Annotated in this window: 14 protein-coding genes; 10 read left to right on the forward strand and 4 right to left on the reverse strand. The window is 49.1% G+C overall.

Going from position 1 to position 16,847, the window contains the following annotated elements:
* Window positions 1–55: 55 nt before the first annotated feature.
* Together ACI4J0_RS02850 and ACI4J0_RS02855 are read right to left on the reverse strand one after the other, a co-directional pair.
* Complete coding sequence (locus ACI4J0_RS02850; protein ID WP_439764307.1) at window positions 56–2,758, reverse strand: calcium-translocating P-type ATPase, PMCA-type; 2,703 nt, start codon at window positions 2,756–2,758, stop codon at window positions 56–58.
* Window positions 2,759–2,946: 188 nt separating this feature from the next.
* Complete coding sequence (locus tag ACI4J0_RS02855) at window positions 2,947–3,525, reverse strand: TerD family protein (RefSeq protein WP_439764308.1); 579 nt, start codon at window positions 3,523–3,525, stop codon at window positions 2,947–2,949.
* Between the two features lie 374 nt (window positions 3,526–3,899).
* Here ACI4J0_RS02855 and ACI4J0_RS02860 point away from each other — a divergent pair, with 374 nt between their 5' ends.
* Entirely contained in the window at window positions 3,900–4,652 is a 753-nt protein-coding gene (locus tag ACI4J0_RS02860; RefSeq protein WP_439764309.1) for a peptidoglycan DD-metalloendopeptidase family protein, read from the forward strand.
* Window positions 4,653–4,675: 23 nt separating this feature from the next.
* Here ACI4J0_RS02860 and ACI4J0_RS02865 read toward each other — a convergent pair whose 3' ends face one another.
* Window positions 4,676–5,188 carry a CYTH domain-containing protein gene (locus ACI4J0_RS02865; protein WP_439764310.1) on the reverse strand — a complete coding sequence of 171 codons (513 nt, stop codon included), beginning with the start codon at window positions 5,186–5,188 and terminating at the stop codon, window positions 4,676–4,678.
* Window positions 5,189–5,325: 137 nt separating this feature from the next.
* Here ACI4J0_RS02865 and ACI4J0_RS02870 point away from each other — a divergent pair, with 137 nt between their 5' ends.
* From ACI4J0_RS02870 to ACI4J0_RS02885, 4 genes are all read left to right on the forward strand, one after another.
* The gene (locus ACI4J0_RS02870; protein ID WP_439764311.1) at window positions 5,326–6,708 is read left to right on the forward strand and encodes a TrkH family potassium uptake protein; all 1,383 of its coding nucleotides are present in this window, start codon (window positions 5,326–5,328) and stop codon (window positions 6,706–6,708) included.
* 19 nt (window positions 6,709–6,727) lie between these two features.
* Window positions 6,728–7,381: a potassium channel family protein gene (locus tag ACI4J0_RS02875; RefSeq protein ID WP_439764312.1), complete on the forward strand. Its 654-nt coding sequence runs from the start codon at window positions 6,728–6,730 to the stop codon at window positions 7,379–7,381.
* A gap of 13 nt (window positions 7,382–7,394) precedes the next feature.
* A complete protein-coding gene (locus tag ACI4J0_RS02880) occupies window positions 7,395–8,408 on the forward strand; it encodes a calcium/sodium antiporter (protein WP_439764313.1) in 1,014 nt (337 codons plus the stop codon).
* A gap of 106 nt (window positions 8,409–8,514) precedes the next feature.
* The gene (locus ACI4J0_RS02885) at window positions 8,515–9,288 is read left to right on the forward strand and encodes a hypothetical protein (protein WP_439764314.1); all 774 of its coding nucleotides are present in this window, start codon (window positions 8,515–8,517) and stop codon (window positions 9,286–9,288) included.
* 205 nt (window positions 9,289–9,493) lie between these two features.
* Here ACI4J0_RS02885 and ACI4J0_RS02890 read toward each other — a convergent pair whose 3' ends face one another.
* The gene (locus tag ACI4J0_RS02890; RefSeq protein ID WP_439764315.1) at window positions 9,494–11,440 is read right to left on the reverse strand and encodes a diguanylate cyclase; all 1,947 of its coding nucleotides are present in this window, start codon (window positions 11,438–11,440) and stop codon (window positions 9,494–9,496) included.
* Between the two features lie 403 nt (window positions 11,441–11,843).
* On the opposite strand from ACI4J0_RS02890, the gene ACI4J0_RS02895 reads away from it, so the two are divergent.
* The 5 genes from ACI4J0_RS02895 to dnaK form a co-directional block, all read left to right on the forward strand.
* Window positions 11,844–13,049, forward strand: a complete 1,206-nt coding sequence (locus tag ACI4J0_RS02895; RefSeq protein WP_439764316.1) for a cation:proton antiporter — start codon at window positions 11,844–11,846, stop codon at window positions 13,047–13,049.
* 242 nt (window positions 13,050–13,291) lie between these two features.
* Complete coding sequence (locus tag ACI4J0_RS02900; RefSeq protein WP_439764317.1) at window positions 13,292–13,660, forward strand: hypothetical protein; 369 nt, start codon at window positions 13,292–13,294, stop codon at window positions 13,658–13,660.
* Window positions 13,661–13,919: 259 nt separating this feature from the next.
* Window positions 13,920–14,981 (forward strand): heat-inducible transcriptional repressor HrcA, encoded by a 1,062-nt coding sequence (gene hrcA / locus ACI4J0_RS02905; protein ID WP_439764318.1) that lies wholly within the window; start codon window positions 13,920–13,922, stop codon window positions 14,979–14,981.
* A 9-nt stretch (window positions 14,982–14,990) separates the two neighbouring features.
* Entirely contained in the window at window positions 14,991–15,596 is a 606-nt protein-coding gene (gene grpE, locus ACI4J0_RS02910; RefSeq protein WP_439764319.1) for a nucleotide exchange factor GrpE, read from the forward strand.
* A gap of 62 nt (window positions 15,597–15,658) precedes the next feature.
* Window positions 15,659–16,847 (forward strand): molecular chaperone DnaK (gene dnaK, locus ACI4J0_RS02915; RefSeq protein ID WP_439764320.1); only part of this gene is annotated, 1,189 nt, incomplete at its 3' end.

Consider the following 16,847-nt stretch of genomic DNA (forward strand, 5'->3'; position numbering starts at 1 on the left):
CTTGGCTTTCTGCGCCCTTTTTGCTGAATTAGTTCGTGGATAGTTTTTCAAACTTTTACCCTCCTGTTTTTTTGTTTATGATAAGCTTTCTGATGATATCCACGGGAATTACCGACAGCGCCATAATAAGGATAACAGCCCATTCTCTTAAATTCAGACCGTAGCACCCCAGCACCCTGCCGCCAAGATAGGTCATAATGACCTGAACAGCGGTTATCATTCCCATGACTTTAAGAAAGCCCTTGTTCGCACCGATATTGTCAAAAAGATATATCTTTTCCGTCCTTGCGTTAAAAGCGTTAAATACCGCCGCAAGGATAAAGAAGCTGAAATATCCCGTCAGAAGATATTCCGCGCCGCCGCCCTCATAGGAGCGGAAAAACCTGCCGATAAAGCCCGTTTCATTAAGAGCGCCGCTTGACGTGTCAATACCCGTCAGGAGCATTACCAGGCTTAAAACGAACACCCACGCCGCTCCCGTGATGATCTCCGTTTTCATATAGAAATTAAGGATAGGCTCCTTGCGGGATTTTGGCTTTTCGCGCATATACCGTGAAAGAGCGGGCTCGCTGCCGAAAGCCAGCGCCGCAAGAGTGTCCATTACAAGGTTCACCCAGAGTATCTGAGTGATGGACAGGGGATTATCCATTCCAAGCAATGGAGCGATAAAGGAGACCGCCACCGCCGAAACGTTTATTGTCAGCTGAAAGATGATGAATTTGCGGATAGAGTTGAAGATCGTCCTGCCGTAAAGAACAGCCTTGTCAATGGAGCTGAAATTATCGTCAAGAATAACGATATCCGAAGCCTCCTTTGCCACCTCAGTGCCGCCGCCCATAGCAAAGCCCACGTCTGCCTTTTTGAGAGCAGGTGAGTCATTCACGCCGTCACCCGTCATTCCCGCCACCAGATCAAGCTCCTGCGCGATACGCACAAGCCTTGATTTGTCCGAAGGCAGCGCTCTCGCAATGACGCGGATATCTCTGAGCCGCTCCTTTACCTCCTCATCGGAAAGCTCCGCAAGCTCATTTGAGGTAAGAGTGAGCTCCTTTTCCTCACCCGTCAGCAGTCCTGCCTCTCTGGCAATGGCGGAAGCGGTGTCAATGCGGTCGCCCGTTATCATGACCACCTGAACTCCCGCGTTTCTGACTTCCCTGATAGCTGCGGCAGATTCGGGACGGACCTCGTCTCTTATTCCGAGAATACCGAGAAGTGTAAATTCCCCATCGGGAAGCGCACCGCTGTCCTCGGAAAGAAATTCCTCTGATATAGCCAGAGCAATAACTCTTATGGCTCTTCCCGCAAGAGCGTCAATTTTCCCGTTGACGATATTCTCGTCAAAAGGTATCTTTCTGCCCTCGCCGTCAAAGCAGTGAGTGCAGCGTGAAATAAGCTTTTCGGGAGCGCCCTTTATAAGAGTGCCCCTAAATCCGCTGCCCTCAACAGATGAAGCGGAGTATTTGTTATCGCTGTTAAAGGGCAGAACGCAGAGCTTTTTGAAATTGCTTTCGGCTGAAGTCTCACCGAGAAAACTGAGAACAGCCCTCTCCGTAGCGTTTCCGCCCACAGCCTTTCCGCCGCTCATAACAGCTGTTGAATTTTCCGCAATGCACAGTGAAACCAGCCGACCGAGCCTTTCGGGCATCCTGTCAATGCTGCCGTACTCGTTCCCCGTTCCGTCAGCGAAGACCACAGCCTCAAGCCGTCCCTTTGTAATGGTGCCCGTCTTGTCGGAAAAGAGAATGTTAAGGCTGCCCGCGGTCTCAATGCCTGCAATTTTTCTTACAAGAACATTGTCCGCAAGCATTTTTCTCATATTCATAGCGGACACAATGGCTATCATAAGGGGCAGCCCCTCGGGAACAGCCATAACTATAATGATGACCGCCAGAATGAGAGCGTCCAGCAGGTCTGTGATAATTCCTGCGGCGCCTGCTGCGAAATACGCACCGAAGCTGCCTGCGGAAACTATCTTGTGTATAAGCAGCGCCGCCGCAATGGCAACACCGCCCATATAACCGAATTTAGAAATGCCCTCGGCAAGAGCGCTCAGTTTCACCTTGAGAGGGGACTCCCTGTCGTCCTCCTGTCTGAGCTCGCCCGCAATTTTGCCGTAAAGGGTCCTGTCGCCCACGACCTCAGCTGTCATAACAGCAGTGCCCGAGCAAACCACCGTTCCTCTGAATACGCGGTACGGGCAGAGCAGATCGGTCTTATCCTCGTCATCGGGCGCATTTTCGGGACGGGGCGTTTTTCTCGCTTCCTTAGACTCGCCGTTTAAAACCGACTGGTCGGTCTTAATATCGCCCTCGAAAATAATTCCGTCCGCAGGTATCCTGTCGCCTGCGCCAAGCATAATGAAGTCGCCGGAAACGATGTCGTCCGAGGGGATTTCCTTTATCTCCCTGTCTCTGTACACCCTGCACAGGATCTTCGAAGCCTCCTCCTGCAATGCACGGAAGGCGTTCTCGTTTCTGTATTCGGAGAATGTGGAGACCAGGGTGGCAATGGCGATAGCCGCAGCAATGCCCACAGGCTCATACCACTCCACCCGGGCGCTCACAAACCCCATAAGGCTCAGAATGTAAATTATCACATTGATAAGCAAAGCGGCGGAGAGGATCTTTATCATGGGGTCGCCGAAATTATCCTTCAGCTTGTCAAAAAAGCTTTCGGTTTCGGCTTCGGAGAGCCTGTTGCTCCCGAATTTCTCCCGTGACTCTGCGGCTTCCTTCTCAGACAGACCTAATATTTTCATAGCTTTTTTCCTTTCGATCATTTTAACGGATAATGCGCTCACATAATATTATGCACAATTTACATCGGGAAAACACACATATTATGTAATATATCCCCGCCAAAAAAGCAGGAATTCCCGAGGGGACGGAAATCCCTGCTTCGCATTACGGTTATGATCGAAAGAAAGAGGCTTGTACTATATTGTAATTATACGTTAACTCCGTACTGACGGCAGAGAGCGGCAAGACCGCCGTTAAAGCCGCTTCCGATGGCATTGAACTTCCATTCGCCGTTGTGTCTGTAAAGCTCGCCGACAACAACAGCAGTCTCGATGGAGAAATCCTCGCCCAGATCGTATCTTATGATCTCGGAGCTTGTAACATCGTCAACGATCCTGATGAAAGCGTTAGATACCTGACCGAAATTCTGTCTGCGCTCCTCAGCCTCGTAGATGGTAACAGTAAAGGCGATCTTAGAAACCCCTGCGGGCACCTTGGAGAGGTCAACAAGAATTTGTTCGTCATCGCCCTCGCCCTCGCCTGTGAGGTTATCGCCCTGATGGATAACAGCTTCGCTTTTGTGGGAAAGATTGCCGTAGAAAACGAAATCCTCATCGCAAGCGACCTTTCCGTTTTCACCGAGCAGGAATGCGCTGGCGTCCAGGTCGAAATCAGCGCCGTTGTCATACTGATTAACGTCCCAGCCGAGACCTACCATGATTTTTTTCAGACCGGGATTACCCTTTGTCAGATCTACCTTCTGACCCTTCTGTAAGCTTACAGGCATAATGAAACCCTCCGTGATCTTAAACATTATATTTCCGTGAGGAAAAAACTCCTCTGCGATACTTTAATAATAACACTTTCTTCTTTTTCTGTCAACGGTTTTTTGTATAAAACGGCAATATTTTATTCTATTTTAATCTTTTTCTAATGCAGACTGATAAAATTATCCCCCGAAAAACTCCCATCATTCAGCATTGCAATAATATTATAGCACTAATGTTTCAAAATGTCAATGTATAATTTGTAAATTTTACAGCACGCAGGAAAAATCATCACGTCAGAATTTTTCCGACATCGTATAAAGACGGTAAAATCGGCAAAAATAGCAAAAGAAGCAAAAAGCTTCCAAGCGAAAAAATGAAAGGATATGGTAATATGAAAAACTTTTTTAACGGCAGGCTTTCGGGAAAAAGTACGGCGGCGATAATCTGTTTCTGCCTTGCAGCGGTGGCGGCGCTGGGGATATTCTCCTACAATAAGGCGTCCGAGGAGCTTGCGGGAGAGCTTACGGGTGTAAAGGACAGTACATCTCAGACAGAGACCGCAGCCATGACCGAGCCTGCGGCAGAAGCGAACATTTCAGCGGAGAACGTGCCCATGGAGCCTTCCGAGCCTGCGGCGGCAGAGGAGACGATGATACTTGAGCAGGACGCATTCGGCATGGGAAATGAAGCCTCCCCCGAAGCGGAGCCTGTATCCGAGACCTTTACGGGAGCGGCAGTGAGACCGGTAAACGGCGATATCCTGTCAAATTATTCGGGAGGGGAGCTGGTGAAATCCAAAACTCTCAGTGTCTGGAAGACCCACGACGGCATTGACATTGCAGCAGAAACGGGCTCAGCCGTAAAATCAGCCGCATCGGGAGTAGTTACCTCAGTAAAAGATGACCCTCTTATGGGCGTGACAGTAGTTATCGACCACGGCAGCGGATATGAAGGCTATTACTGCAACCTTGCCTATGATGTGCCCGTTTCCGAGGGAGACACCGTCAGCGCAGGCACGGTCATCGGCGAGGTAGGCTCCACAGCGGAGGCTGAGATATCCGAAGAGCCCCATCTTCATTTCGGAGTAAAGAAAAACGGCTCCTGGACAGACCCTGCCGATATGCTTTCGGGCGAAGGCTCATAAGTCGGAAACCGTTTTAATAATTATTATTTCGGCTGCTGCTCCTCATCGGGGAAGCAGCCGTTTTTTGCAAGCGCAGCGTTTGAATACCGCTTGTCGCCCGTTACCTCCTTGATAATATCGGCAAAGGGCGGAAAAAATATCTCCTGCTTTTCGTCGGCAAGCTCCAGCTCCATTGAAGCAAGGCTCTCCGAAAAGGGATAGCAGTCTATCTCGAACCGCTGGGAATTGTAGATAAGGATATGCCTTGTTTTGATAATGGGAACAAGAGCGGGGTCTGCCTCGGCACTGAGCCTTTCGTATTCCGCGCAGGATATTTCCCGTTCATTCTCCTCGCGTGTGGAGGCGGAGAGAAAGCGTTTTTCTGTGTAAAAATATTTCGTACAGCCATTTGTTGTCATTGACCTGACGCGCCGCTGTACGGACGGGTCAGTCTTAACAAGGTAGGTCTGCACAATGTCCGTCCTTTCGGAGCATTTCTCAAAAAGCTCCGCAGTCTGACGGATAAGAAATTTCCGCTCTATCTCAAGAGGTATCATACGCTGTCACGTTCCTTTCGGTATCTGAGTATTATTACTTGATATTATACATTAAAACTATGAATTTATAATTGACAAAAAACATACCATGTGCTAAAATAAATGTGTATCTTTAAAAAACTGAAAGGACATTCATAATGGGAAAGCTCGGGGAAAATAAAAAGGGCAGAAAAAGCGGAAAAAAGCTGAGGATAAATAAGCTCTCCTCCGCGCAGATAATAGCATTCGGCTATCTGGCACTCATACTTCTGGGAACGCTGCTGCTAATGCTTCCCGTTTCGTCAAAAGGGGACGCGCCCCGTTTTCTGGACGCAATGTTCACCGCCGCGTCAGCCACCTGCGTAACGGGGCTTGCGGTGTTCGATACATATACCCAGTGGTCAGTTTTCGGTCAGATAGTCCTGATCCTGCTGATACAGATAGGCGGTCTGGGCTTTATGACCATAATCTCCCTTGCGGCAATGGCAACGGGCAGAAAGATAGGACTCAAGGAAAGAAGCGTGCTCCAGGACAGCGTTAACGGTATGCAGCTGGCAGGCATCGTCCGAATGGTGAAAAAGATAGCTCTGGGGACATTTCTCTTCGAGGGCATCGGAGCGGTCCTTCTCGCTGTGCGGTTTGTCCCGAAAATGGGACCCCTTGAGGGTATCGGAAATGCGGCGTTTATGTCAGTATCCGCATTCTGCAACGCAGGCTTTGATCTTAACGGCAAATACGGGGAATACTCTTCTCTCTGCGAATTTGTCTCCGACCCTCTTGTGTGCATTACAATATGTATGCTGGTGCTTATCGGCGGCATAGGCTTTTCGGTGTGGGACGACATTGCAAAGAACAAACTGAAATTTTCGGCGTACAGGCTCCACAGCAAGCTGGCTCTCGTGTTCACAGCTATCCTTACCATTGGGGGAACTGCCCTGTTTTTCATCTTTGAGCGGGGTTACACAAACGCAGGCGCGGGAGTGGGACAAAGCCTCCTTAACTCCTTCTTTGACTCGGTAACTCCCAGAACGGCAGGCTTCAATACTGTTGATACGGCGGCTCTCAGCCCCGCAGGCACCATACTCACCATCATCTATATGTTCATCGGCGGAAGTCCCGGCTCCACCGCAGGCGGTGTCAAGACAGTCACCGTTGCCGTGCTGGTATTTGCTGCCATAGCAAGTATGAAAAACAGCGAGGACATCGACGTTTTTGGCAGACGTCTCGAGGAGGACATCACAGCAAAGGCTCTGACGGTCATCGCCATAAACCTGTTCATCGTTTTTACGGGTATCCTTTGCATAAGCGGCGCTCAGCCCGAGCTTGCGCTTAAAGACGTGGTTTTCGAGGGCTTCTCTGCTATCAATACCGTGGGAATGACAACGGGCATCACAAGAGACCTGATACCCTTTTCCAGAGTCGTCATAATCCTTCTGATGTACTGCGGAAGAGTGGGCAGCGTGTCCTTTGCGCTTATATTTACAAGGACAAAGAAATTCACGGGAGTTCACAATCCTGTGGAGCAGGTAAATGTCGGATAATGAAAGGTTGGAGAAATTTATGCGTTCGGTACTTATTATCGGTCTGGGAAGATTTGGAAAGACCCTTGCAATAAAGTTTTCGGAGATCGGAAACGATGTTATGGTGGTTGACAATAATGAGGACAATATCCGCGAATTTATGCAGTATTCGGTAAATGCAAAGATAGCCGACTGCACAAAAAGAGAGGCTCTGGAAAGTCTCGGAGTCAGAAATTTCGATATCTGCTTTGTGTGCATAGGCAGCAATTTCCAGGCGAGCCTTGAGATAACAAGCCAGCTCAAGGAGCTTGGTGCAAAGAAGGTAGTGAGCAAGGCGAGCACCGATATCCACGCCAAATTCCTCGGCAGGAACGGCGCAGACGAGGTGGTATACCCCGAAAGGGACAGAGCCGAGAAGCTTGCCGTTCAGTACAGCCTTTCAAACATTTTCGACTATACCGAGATTTCCGAGGACACGGGCATATACGAGATACCCATTCTCGATTCCTGGGACAATCACAGCATCATTGAGCTGAATATCCGCAACAAGTACAAGATAAACATTCTTGCCATCAAAAAGGGAGACGAGGTCATTACCCTTCCGGCAGCGGACTATGTTTTCGACCACGGCGACCACGTTCTTGTCCTGGGCAAGCAGCGTGATATGGAGAAGCTGCTCAGCAAGATAAAGTAAGCGGAGGACAGCTATGAAACTTATCCTGTACATTATCCTGCTTGCTTTGGCGGCAGTCACAAGCTATATCTTCCCCCTGCCACGGATGGTGATACTCAGCATAGTAATGCTCCTTGCAGGCTTTTATATGCTCATAAGCGGAGCTGACTATTTCGTGGAGGGCAGCTGCTCTCTTGCGAGAAAGCTGAAAATACCCTCCCTTATCGTAGGTCTTACCATTGTGGCAATGGGAACCAGCGCACCCGAGCTTGCGGTCAGCATATCTGCGGCGGTGAGCGGCTCCAATTCTCTCGCCATAAGCAATGTCATCGGCTCAAATCTTTTCAATCTCCTTATGGTGCTTGGCGTATGCTCCGCCATAAAGCCAATTGACACCAACAGCAGCGTTGCCAAGCGGGATTACCCCATATCCATAGGAGCAATGGCACTGTTTGTCATATTTATCCTTGACGGCACAATGAGCAGGATAGAAGCGGCGGTGCTTATGATCGCCCTTATCGCCTATATCATAGTTTCCATCAAGCTTGCGGGAAAGGACAGCGGAGACGAGGAGGAGACAAAAACGGAATTTTCTCCCCTGAAATGCGCTCTGGGCATCGGCGGCGGCGTTCTGGGAATTGTCCTGGGCGGCGATCTGGTCGTTGACAACGCTCAGTCCATCGCCCTTGCGGCAGGAATGAGCGAAACGCTGGCAGGACTTACCATATGCGCTATGGGTACGAGCCTTCCCGAGCTTGTTACCTCAATAACCGCCGCTAAAAAGGGCGAGAACGATATGGCTGTGGGCAATGTGGTAGGCTCAAACATCTTCAACGTCCTCTGTATCCTGGGCGTGTCGGGCGTTATAACACCCATCGCTGCGGAAAGCACCGCTGTCATTGACGGAATTATCCTTATCGCAGTGAGCCTTATCGCATATATCTGGTATCTTACGGGAAAGAAGATGTCCCGCACCGAGGGAGTTGTGCTTGTAACACTTTATGCGGCTTATATGGCTTATATCATTATAAGAAATTACAGCGCCTGATTTGAAATGTAAAATTTTTATGCACACGAAAATATCTGAAAAATTTTCCTGTTCTCGGTTGTTTATTATACAAACAGCTGATAATTCAAAAGGAGGAAGTATCGGTATGAAAAAACTATTTATTGCAGCGGCTGCAGTTCTGCTCTGCGCAGCTATGGGAACATCGGTCAGCGCAGATCTGGTCGTGGAGCCGAATGACAGCTTTTTTATGGAAAATTTCGGAGACATTGAACGTCCCTACGGAGGCGACGGACGAAAATATGTCCTTACCGCCGAAACAAATGTCTATGCAGACCCCAACGGCAAGGTGACGGGAAAGCTTTCGGCAGGTGAGTCTCCGCTTATCTCGCTGTATTACACCGATAAAAACGGGGGACAGTGGGGCGGATATTACGATTTTTCGGGAGACGATGAGCTTCTGTGGATATCCCTTGACGGACTTGAGCCTGTGTATGACAATTACTCCTTTTCCGAGGAGCATAAGGACGAGATAATCGAGGGCAAGACTACCGAATTTGAGTCTCTGAGAGAGGAAGGCACCATATACCTCTGGAAATACCCCGGCAGCACCGAATGCAGTGCCATGGAAAAGCACCCCGACAATTTCGGCAGCTATATAAGCCGCCTTTACACTGACAAGCAGGGCGGCAAGTGGGGATATGTGAACTACATCCGGGGAGAGACCGGCTGGTTCTATCTTACCGACCCCGCTGACCCTGCCCCATACGGTGAGGACGTTTCCGCAGGCGCAATGACCACCGAGAGCGATCTCGGTGAGAACGGCAGCAACGGTATGCTTGCTCCCATTCTCCTTGCACTGGCGGCGGCAGGCGGTTCGGGCGTTCTTATCGCTTGTATGAAAAAGAAGGAAAAAGACTGACATATAAAAAACGGGACTGCGCAGGCAGCCCCGTTTCAGTCTGTCGAAAATGCCGTAATTTTGCTCCGAACAAAAAGTTCATTTGCATAATTTGGCTTCAATAATTAAGTTACCGAGCCACAAAATGAAGAAATCATTGCTATTCTACCAACGAAGTGGCTTCAGCGACACGCTGACGGGACTGCGCAGGCAGCCCCGTTTTGTTTTATCTTCGCTGCTTTTTCCTTGCAGCCTTGTTTTCGTACATTCTTCCGTCGGCTATCCGAAGAAGCTCGGCAAAGGCTATCTGATGGGAAAGGCTCTCGCAGCAGTAGCCTATGCTGGCGGATATCTCATAGGGCTTGGTGGTGGCCTTGTCGGTCTCCTCAATAGCCTGATTGAAACGCTGAACTCTTATCAGAGCGTCAATTGAGCTGTAGTCTCCCACGCCGATTATGTAAAACTCGTCTCCGCCCGCTCTTACGCATATCTCGTCATTCTTGGTTATCTGACGGGAAACATTGGCGATGGCTCTTATGCCGTAGTCGCCCTCTGTATGACCGTAGGTGTCATTTATGAATTTAAGCCCGTCCATATCTATTACGAATACGAGCATCTTGTCGGAGGATCTGGCATTCCTGAGCAGCTTGTCAAGCTCCTTTTCCATTCCGCGACGGTTATAAAGACCTGTCATAGCGTCTCTTTCGGAGAACATTTCCAGGCGGGTGCGGACTCTTATCATCTCAAGGGCACTGCTTACGTTTCTGAGCCAGTTGCGGTAGACATTTCCGATTATATGCTCCTGAGTCAGACTGCACTCCACCACTGAATAGCCCAGAGTATCTTTGATGTAATGGACGGGAGTAAAATAAAATACGGAAGGCTCTTCACGCTCCTCCCACATACGGGGGAGCATAAGCTTTGTGTCAAAGACCTCTCCGCTGTTATCGGAGAAATAGCAGTCCTCAAATTTGTCTCCCGAATCGTTCCAGGGGCGTTTGTATATGACCGTTTTCATCTTGTCGGGATAGCCCTTTGCAGGCTGCTCGTCGGAGTTCAGCCACTCTTCCGTGAGACAAAGATAATAACGGCTGTATGGTCTGATAAGGTAATCCGAGCCGAAAATTTTGTAAAGGCAGTCATCGATATCCACCGAGCCTGCGAAATTCTCAAACATATAGCTCTCAAGGAGCATATTTATATCTACGCGGTCCTCTATCCCTTTATCGCTGTAATTCCAGTTGGAGCGTATAAGGGAATTGTTAAGACATTCCTTTACATATGCCATATTTTCGGGGCAGCCGCAGCTGGAGCAGATACGAAGTCCCTTATCCTTGCCCGAATGGACGGGGATGACACGGCTCTCAGGCTCTATCTGCTTTCTGAGAACGTTCACCGCTTCTGCGGCGGCACTGCCGATATCCGGGATACAGGTGGTTATGGAGATATCGTTGAGAACAGCTTCGGCAGTTCCGTCATAGCCTGTAACAATGATCTGTTCGGGAACCTTTATGCCGTGTTCCACAAGGCGGTTAACGAGACCTATGGCCATATGGTCGCTGGCGCATACTACAGCTTCGGGCATTGCCAGCTCTCCGGAAATTATCCTGTCGGCTAAGGATTCGCCTCCCGAATACCAGAAATCTCCGTAAAAGATCATACTGTCGTCAACGGGGATATCACGCTTTTTCATTATATCCGTATAGCCTGCAAGACGCTGCTCGGATACTGTAAAGCCCATTCTGCCTGTCAGAAAATATATTTTCCTGCATTCGTGAACGTCGATCAGATGAGCGGTTATTGCGGCAAATGCGCTGCGGTCGTCGGTATAGACAACAGGATAATCTCCGAAGGGCAGATCAAGAGATACAACAGGCTTTCTGCACTCCTTCTGCAGCTTATGGAGAACGTGATCCTGGACAGCCTGGTCTCCCGAAAGCGTTATGGGCGGGACGATAACTCCGTCCACAAGGTCGAAGTTTATCAGCTCAAAGATATTTGTCTCGCCCTCCTGATAATCCTTATAAAACATTCCCGGCTTTGAGAGGGACGCAAATACGGCTGCGTCGTAGCCATATTCCCTGCACTGCATAAAGATACCCCTGAGCAGGCGCTGCTGATATATAGATTCGGGTTCAGTTAGTATAACTCCGATAACCTTACGCTTTCCCATTGTTTTCTCCTTAAATAAAGTTGTCCCTGTCTGTGTCTGCGGCAGCTGCCGGCAGACTATATTTATACACCATATATTATATCTTATAGCCGTGAATTAAATATTAAAAAATATAATATATTTAATAAATTCCACACAAACTATCTAACTTTTCGGAAAAAGGTAATATCTGTTCCCTGCCGCTGTTATTATATTATAATATGTGCATTATGATTTCACCGTTCTTTCACGGGATATACTTGCAGATTTCAGTCTTTTTACACAATAGCGGCGTTAATAATATATCAAGTTTTTACAAAAAATGAGAATTTTCAGGTTTATAAAATAAGTGTTGAATATTCACAAATATTATGCTATAATTCAGACTGGTATAAAAATGTTTATTAAAGAAAGGACGATTTTTATGGAAGATTATTCGTACCTGCTTTCGATAGCCCTTATTCTTATCAGCACAAAGGTATTGGGACTTTTTTCAAAAAAGATAAAGCTGCCCCAGGTGGTGGGCGCGCTGCTGGCGGGAGTTATTCTTGGTCCTGCCTGTCTGGGACTTATCCATTCAACCGAAATGCTCAGCTGCCTTTCAGAGGTGGGCGTTATCGTGCTGATGTTTGCCGCAGGCTTTGAGACCGATATCAAGGAGCTCAAACGCTCGGGAAAGGCGTCCTTCCTTATCGCTCTTATCGGCGTGCTGGTACCCCTTGCGGGCGGTGCGGCTGTGGCATATTTCTTCAACGACTCCGTTGACGGCAACAAGCTGCTCCAGAACATTTTCATCGGAATTATCCTCACTGCCACCTCAGTAAGCATCACCGTCGAGACCCTCAAGGAGATGGGCAAGCTTTCCACTCCCGCGGGCAATGCGATACTCGGCGCTGCCATAATCGACGATATCTTAGGCATTATCGCCCTTACAATGGTCATCAGCATGGCTGACCCCACCGTTAAGATAGGCACTGTGCTTTTAAAGATACTGGGCTTCTTCGGCTTCACCTTTGTGGCTGCGGTGGGATATCACTACCTGTTCAAGAAATGGACGGACAACAGCCCCGTCAAGCTCAGAAGATACGTTGTGATAAGCTTTGCCTTCTGCCTTATCCTTTCCTACTGCGCCGAGGAATTTTTCGGCGTTGCGGACATTACGGGAGCGTTCTTTGCAGGCCTTGCGATCTCAGGAACAAAGAAGGCAGACTATATCAACAAGCGTTTCGATACCCTTTCCTATCTGCTCCTTTCACCCATATTCTTCGCAAGCATCGGTCTCAAGGTAGTTCTTCCCGAGATGAATATGGAGATAATCCTCTTTACCGTTCTTATCACGCTTGTGGCTATCCTTACAAAGATAGTTGGCTGCGGTCTGGGCGCAAAGTTCTGCAAATACAGCAATAAGGAAGCGCTGCAGATAGGCGTGGGAATGGTCTCCCGCGGAGAGGTGGCTCTTATCGTTGCCAACAAGGGCGAGGCTGTGGGACTTATGAGCGACAAGTTCTTTGCTCCTATAGTTATAATGGTGGTGCTGACCACTATCCTCACTCCCGTTCTGCTGAAGGTGGTTTTCAAGGATAAGGACAGCCGATCTACGGAGAATGAGCCTGCCATTGCCGCAAAGTGACATTCTGAAATTTCCGGCTGCTGCACTTTTGCTGTGCGGCAGCCGTTTTTTATGTAATACTATAGCGATCCACAAAAATATCCTGCCAAGTTCGGCGGTTCAAAGCTTGAATAGTGTCGTCACTCACCCTTGACAGGCGGCAAGCCTGCCTGCGGGTTCGTTCCTAACTCTTCAAGCTTTGCACTCGCCTCCTTTTGTCAGTCTATTTCTGTGTCTTGCTATAATACAGGAGCATGAAAAAGATGAACATTGAATATATTCACGAACCCACCGACCTGCAGTGCGGTCAGGCAGTTCTTGCGATGCTGCTGGGAACGACTGTCGAACACATCTGCGAATATCTCGGGAACGACCGTGAGACCGATCTTCGGGAAATGAAGCGCGTCCTGACCGAACACGGCGTAAAATTTTCCTCCGAACGCAGACAGGCGCAGACAAAAGCCGACCTTCCTCCCTGTGCCCTTCTCAGCCTTGAAACACCCCGCTGCTGGCATTGGTCGCTGTATTCGGACGGCGTTTTTTACGACCCGGAGCATGGTATTCTTGATGATTTCCCGCAGTCGGCACGGCGGTTTTACTGGGAGATATTTCCGGAAACGCTGCCACATTAAAAACGCTTTTTGCAGATGTGGAATAAAGATCACAGAAGAGCGTTCAAAAGTATCTTTGACCTGAAAACAGGGCAGAATAACCGGTGAAATGCCCTTTCTGACCCATGTCGGAACGTAAATTTAGCACTCTCGGAGTGAATTTGCTAAATTTTTTTTCAAAACCCCTTGACAAGTCGGAAAAATGGTGTATAATATAATTAGCACTCGAGAAGAATGAGTGCTAACAGAATGATGTTTAAAGTGCTAAAGTAAGAGGGTGATGATCCTGCTGGACGACAGAAAGCTCAGAATACTGGCTGCAGTTGTAGATGAATATATCCGGACAGGAGAGCCTGTAGGCTCGAAAACCATCGCTGCTCTCCCCGATATCAGAGTTTCCTCCGCCACCATCAGAAATGATATGGCAATGCTGGAGCAGCTGGGGTTCTTAGAGCAGCCCCATACCTCCGCAGGGCGTATCCCCACATACAGCGGATATAAGCTTTATATTGAAACGCTTATGCCAAAAAGAGCGCTGTCCGACGATGAAAAGGCAATGCTCGACGAAGCCCTGGGCGAGGATTTCTCCACGGAGGAGGCTCTCATTGACAATGCCACCAGAGCTCTGGCGGAGATAACCGACTGTGCGGCTGTGGTCTCAAACTGCGCTCCTCAGTTTTCGGTGATCGCAAAGGTCGACGCTGTTCCCACGGGAAAGCATATGTATGTGCTGCTGATGATAACCTCGTCGGGCAGTATACAGAACAAGGTGTGCAGGCTGGAGCTTGACCTTACTCACGAGCAGCTTGCGTTTTTCAATGAATATATGACCAGAAACCTCAGCGGAATGAGCGTTGACAGTCTTTCGGACGAAACGCTGGAACGCCTTGCCGAGGCGATGGGTGCATATACCGTCACTCTTTCCCCCCTTATGAAGGGGATAAGAGAGCTGGCAAAGGGCTTTATGCAGAGCGACGTTCACGTCAGCGGCGAAAAGAACCTTTTAAAGCGAAACGATATCGAAGCAGGCGACGTTATCAAATTCTTTGAACAGAAAAACGAGTTTTCAAAGCTCCTTGACGACAGCTTCAGCGAGCTGAAGGTACTGTTCGGAGAGGACGGCGGCTTTGTTATCGGCAATTCGAGTATGATCGTTTCCCCCATTAAAAAGGGCAAGCGGACAGCGGGCTCCCTGGGACTTATCGGTCCGTTGAGACTCGATTATGCGAAGGTGATACCTTACATCGAGTATATGACCGACAGGATAAGCGAGCTGCTTTCGGAGGATTCCGACAGCTTCCCGCCCGCGCTGGAAACGAAAGATGACGGACAGAAAGGATGATATATAAAAATGGCAGAAGAAAAGGAAAAGCAGACCGACAGTACCGAACAGGAAGCAGCAGAACAGGAGGCTCCCGTAGCCGAGGAGGCTGCGGCTGAAACTGCCGATGCCGACAGCGCCGATAAGCCTGCGGAGGAAGCGGCTCCCGAGCCTACCGCCGAGGAAAAGCTGGCGGCAGAGGTTGAAAGCCTTAAAAAGGAGCTTGCGGACGAAAAGGAAAAATATCTCCGCCTTGACGCAGAGTATTACAACTACCGCACACGCTCCCTCAAGGAAAAGCAGGACGCTTACGACAACGCTCTTATAAAGACCGTTACCGAGGTGCTGGGAGTTATCGACAACTTTGAAAGAGCGGCATCTGCGGAATGCTCCGACGAGAATTTCAAGAAGGGCGTTGAAATGATATTCAAGCAGTATCTTACCATTCTTGAAAAGCTGGGCGTTTCCGAGATAAACGCTGTGGGTCAGCCCTTTGACCCCAATCTTCACAATGCGGTAAGCAGCTGCGAGGACGAGAATTTAGGCGAGAACACCGTTGCGGCAGTTCTCCAGAAGGGCTACACCTTAGGCAAAAAGGTTATCCGCCACGCAATGGTGACGGTGGCTAATCCGTAACATTTCCCTTATATCAGGAAAAATAAAATGAAAAAATCCACATTTTGAAAGGAAGAATTTTTATGTCAAAGATCATTGGTATCGACCTTGGTACAACTAACTCCTGCGTAGCCGTTATGGAGGGCGGCAGCGCAGTCGTTATCGCAAACTCCGAAGGTGCAAGAACTACTCCCTCCGTTGTAGGCTTCACAAAGACAGGCGAGAGACTTGTAGGTCAGGTCGCAAAGCGTCAGGCTGTTACAAACGCCGAGAGGACCATCTCCTCCATCAAGAGACATATGGGTACAGACTACAAGGTAACTATCGGCGACAAGAAGTACACTCCCCAGGAAATTTCCGCTATGATACTCCAGAAGCTGAAGGCTGATGCTGAGGCTTATCTGGGCGAGCCTGTTACAGAGGCTGTTATCACCGTTCCCGCATACTTCACCGATGCTCAGCGTCAGGCTACAAAGGACGCAGGACAGATAGCAGGTCTTAATGTCAAGAGGATCATCAACGAGCCTACCGCTGCTGCTCTTTCCTACGGTATCGACAAGGAGCAGGATCAGACCGTTATGGTTTATGACCTGGGCGGCGGTACCTTCGATGTATCCATCATCGAAATGGGCGACGGCGTTCAGGAGGTCAAGGCTACTGCCGGCAACAACCACCTGGGCGGCGATGACTTCGACCAGCGTATCATCAACTGGATGATAGACTCCTTCAAGGCTTCCGACGGAATTGACCTTTCCGGCGACAAGATGGCTATGCAGAGACTTAAAGAGGCTGCTGAAAAGTCCAAGATAGAGCTTTCCTCCACTCCCTCTTCCATGATAAACCTTCCCTATATCACTGCTGACGCTACAGGCCCCAAGCACCTTGAGCTTACTCTTACAAAGGCTAAGTTTGACGAGCTGACTCACGACCTGGTTGAGTCCACAATGGGTCCCGTTAAGCAGGCTCTCTCCGATGCAGGTCTCAAGCCCTCCGACATCAACAAGGTGCTCATGGTGGGCGGTTCTTCAAGAATACCTGCTGTTCAGGAGGCTGTTAAGAAGTTTATGAACACCGAGCCCTTCAAGGGCATCAACCCCGATGAGTGCGTTGCTCTCGGTGCTGCTCTCCAGGGCGGCGTATTCACAGGCGATGTAACGGGAATGGTTCTCCGTGACGTTACTCCTCTGTCCCTCGGTATCGAGACCATGGGCGGCGTATGCACAAAGATGATCGAGAGAAACAAGGCTATCCCCATCAAGCACACAATGGTAT

It is taken from the genome of Huintestinicola sp. (assembly GCF_051882455.1).
Classification (GTDB): domain Bacteria; phylum Bacillota; class Clostridia; order Oscillospirales; family Ruminococcaceae; genus Huintestinicola.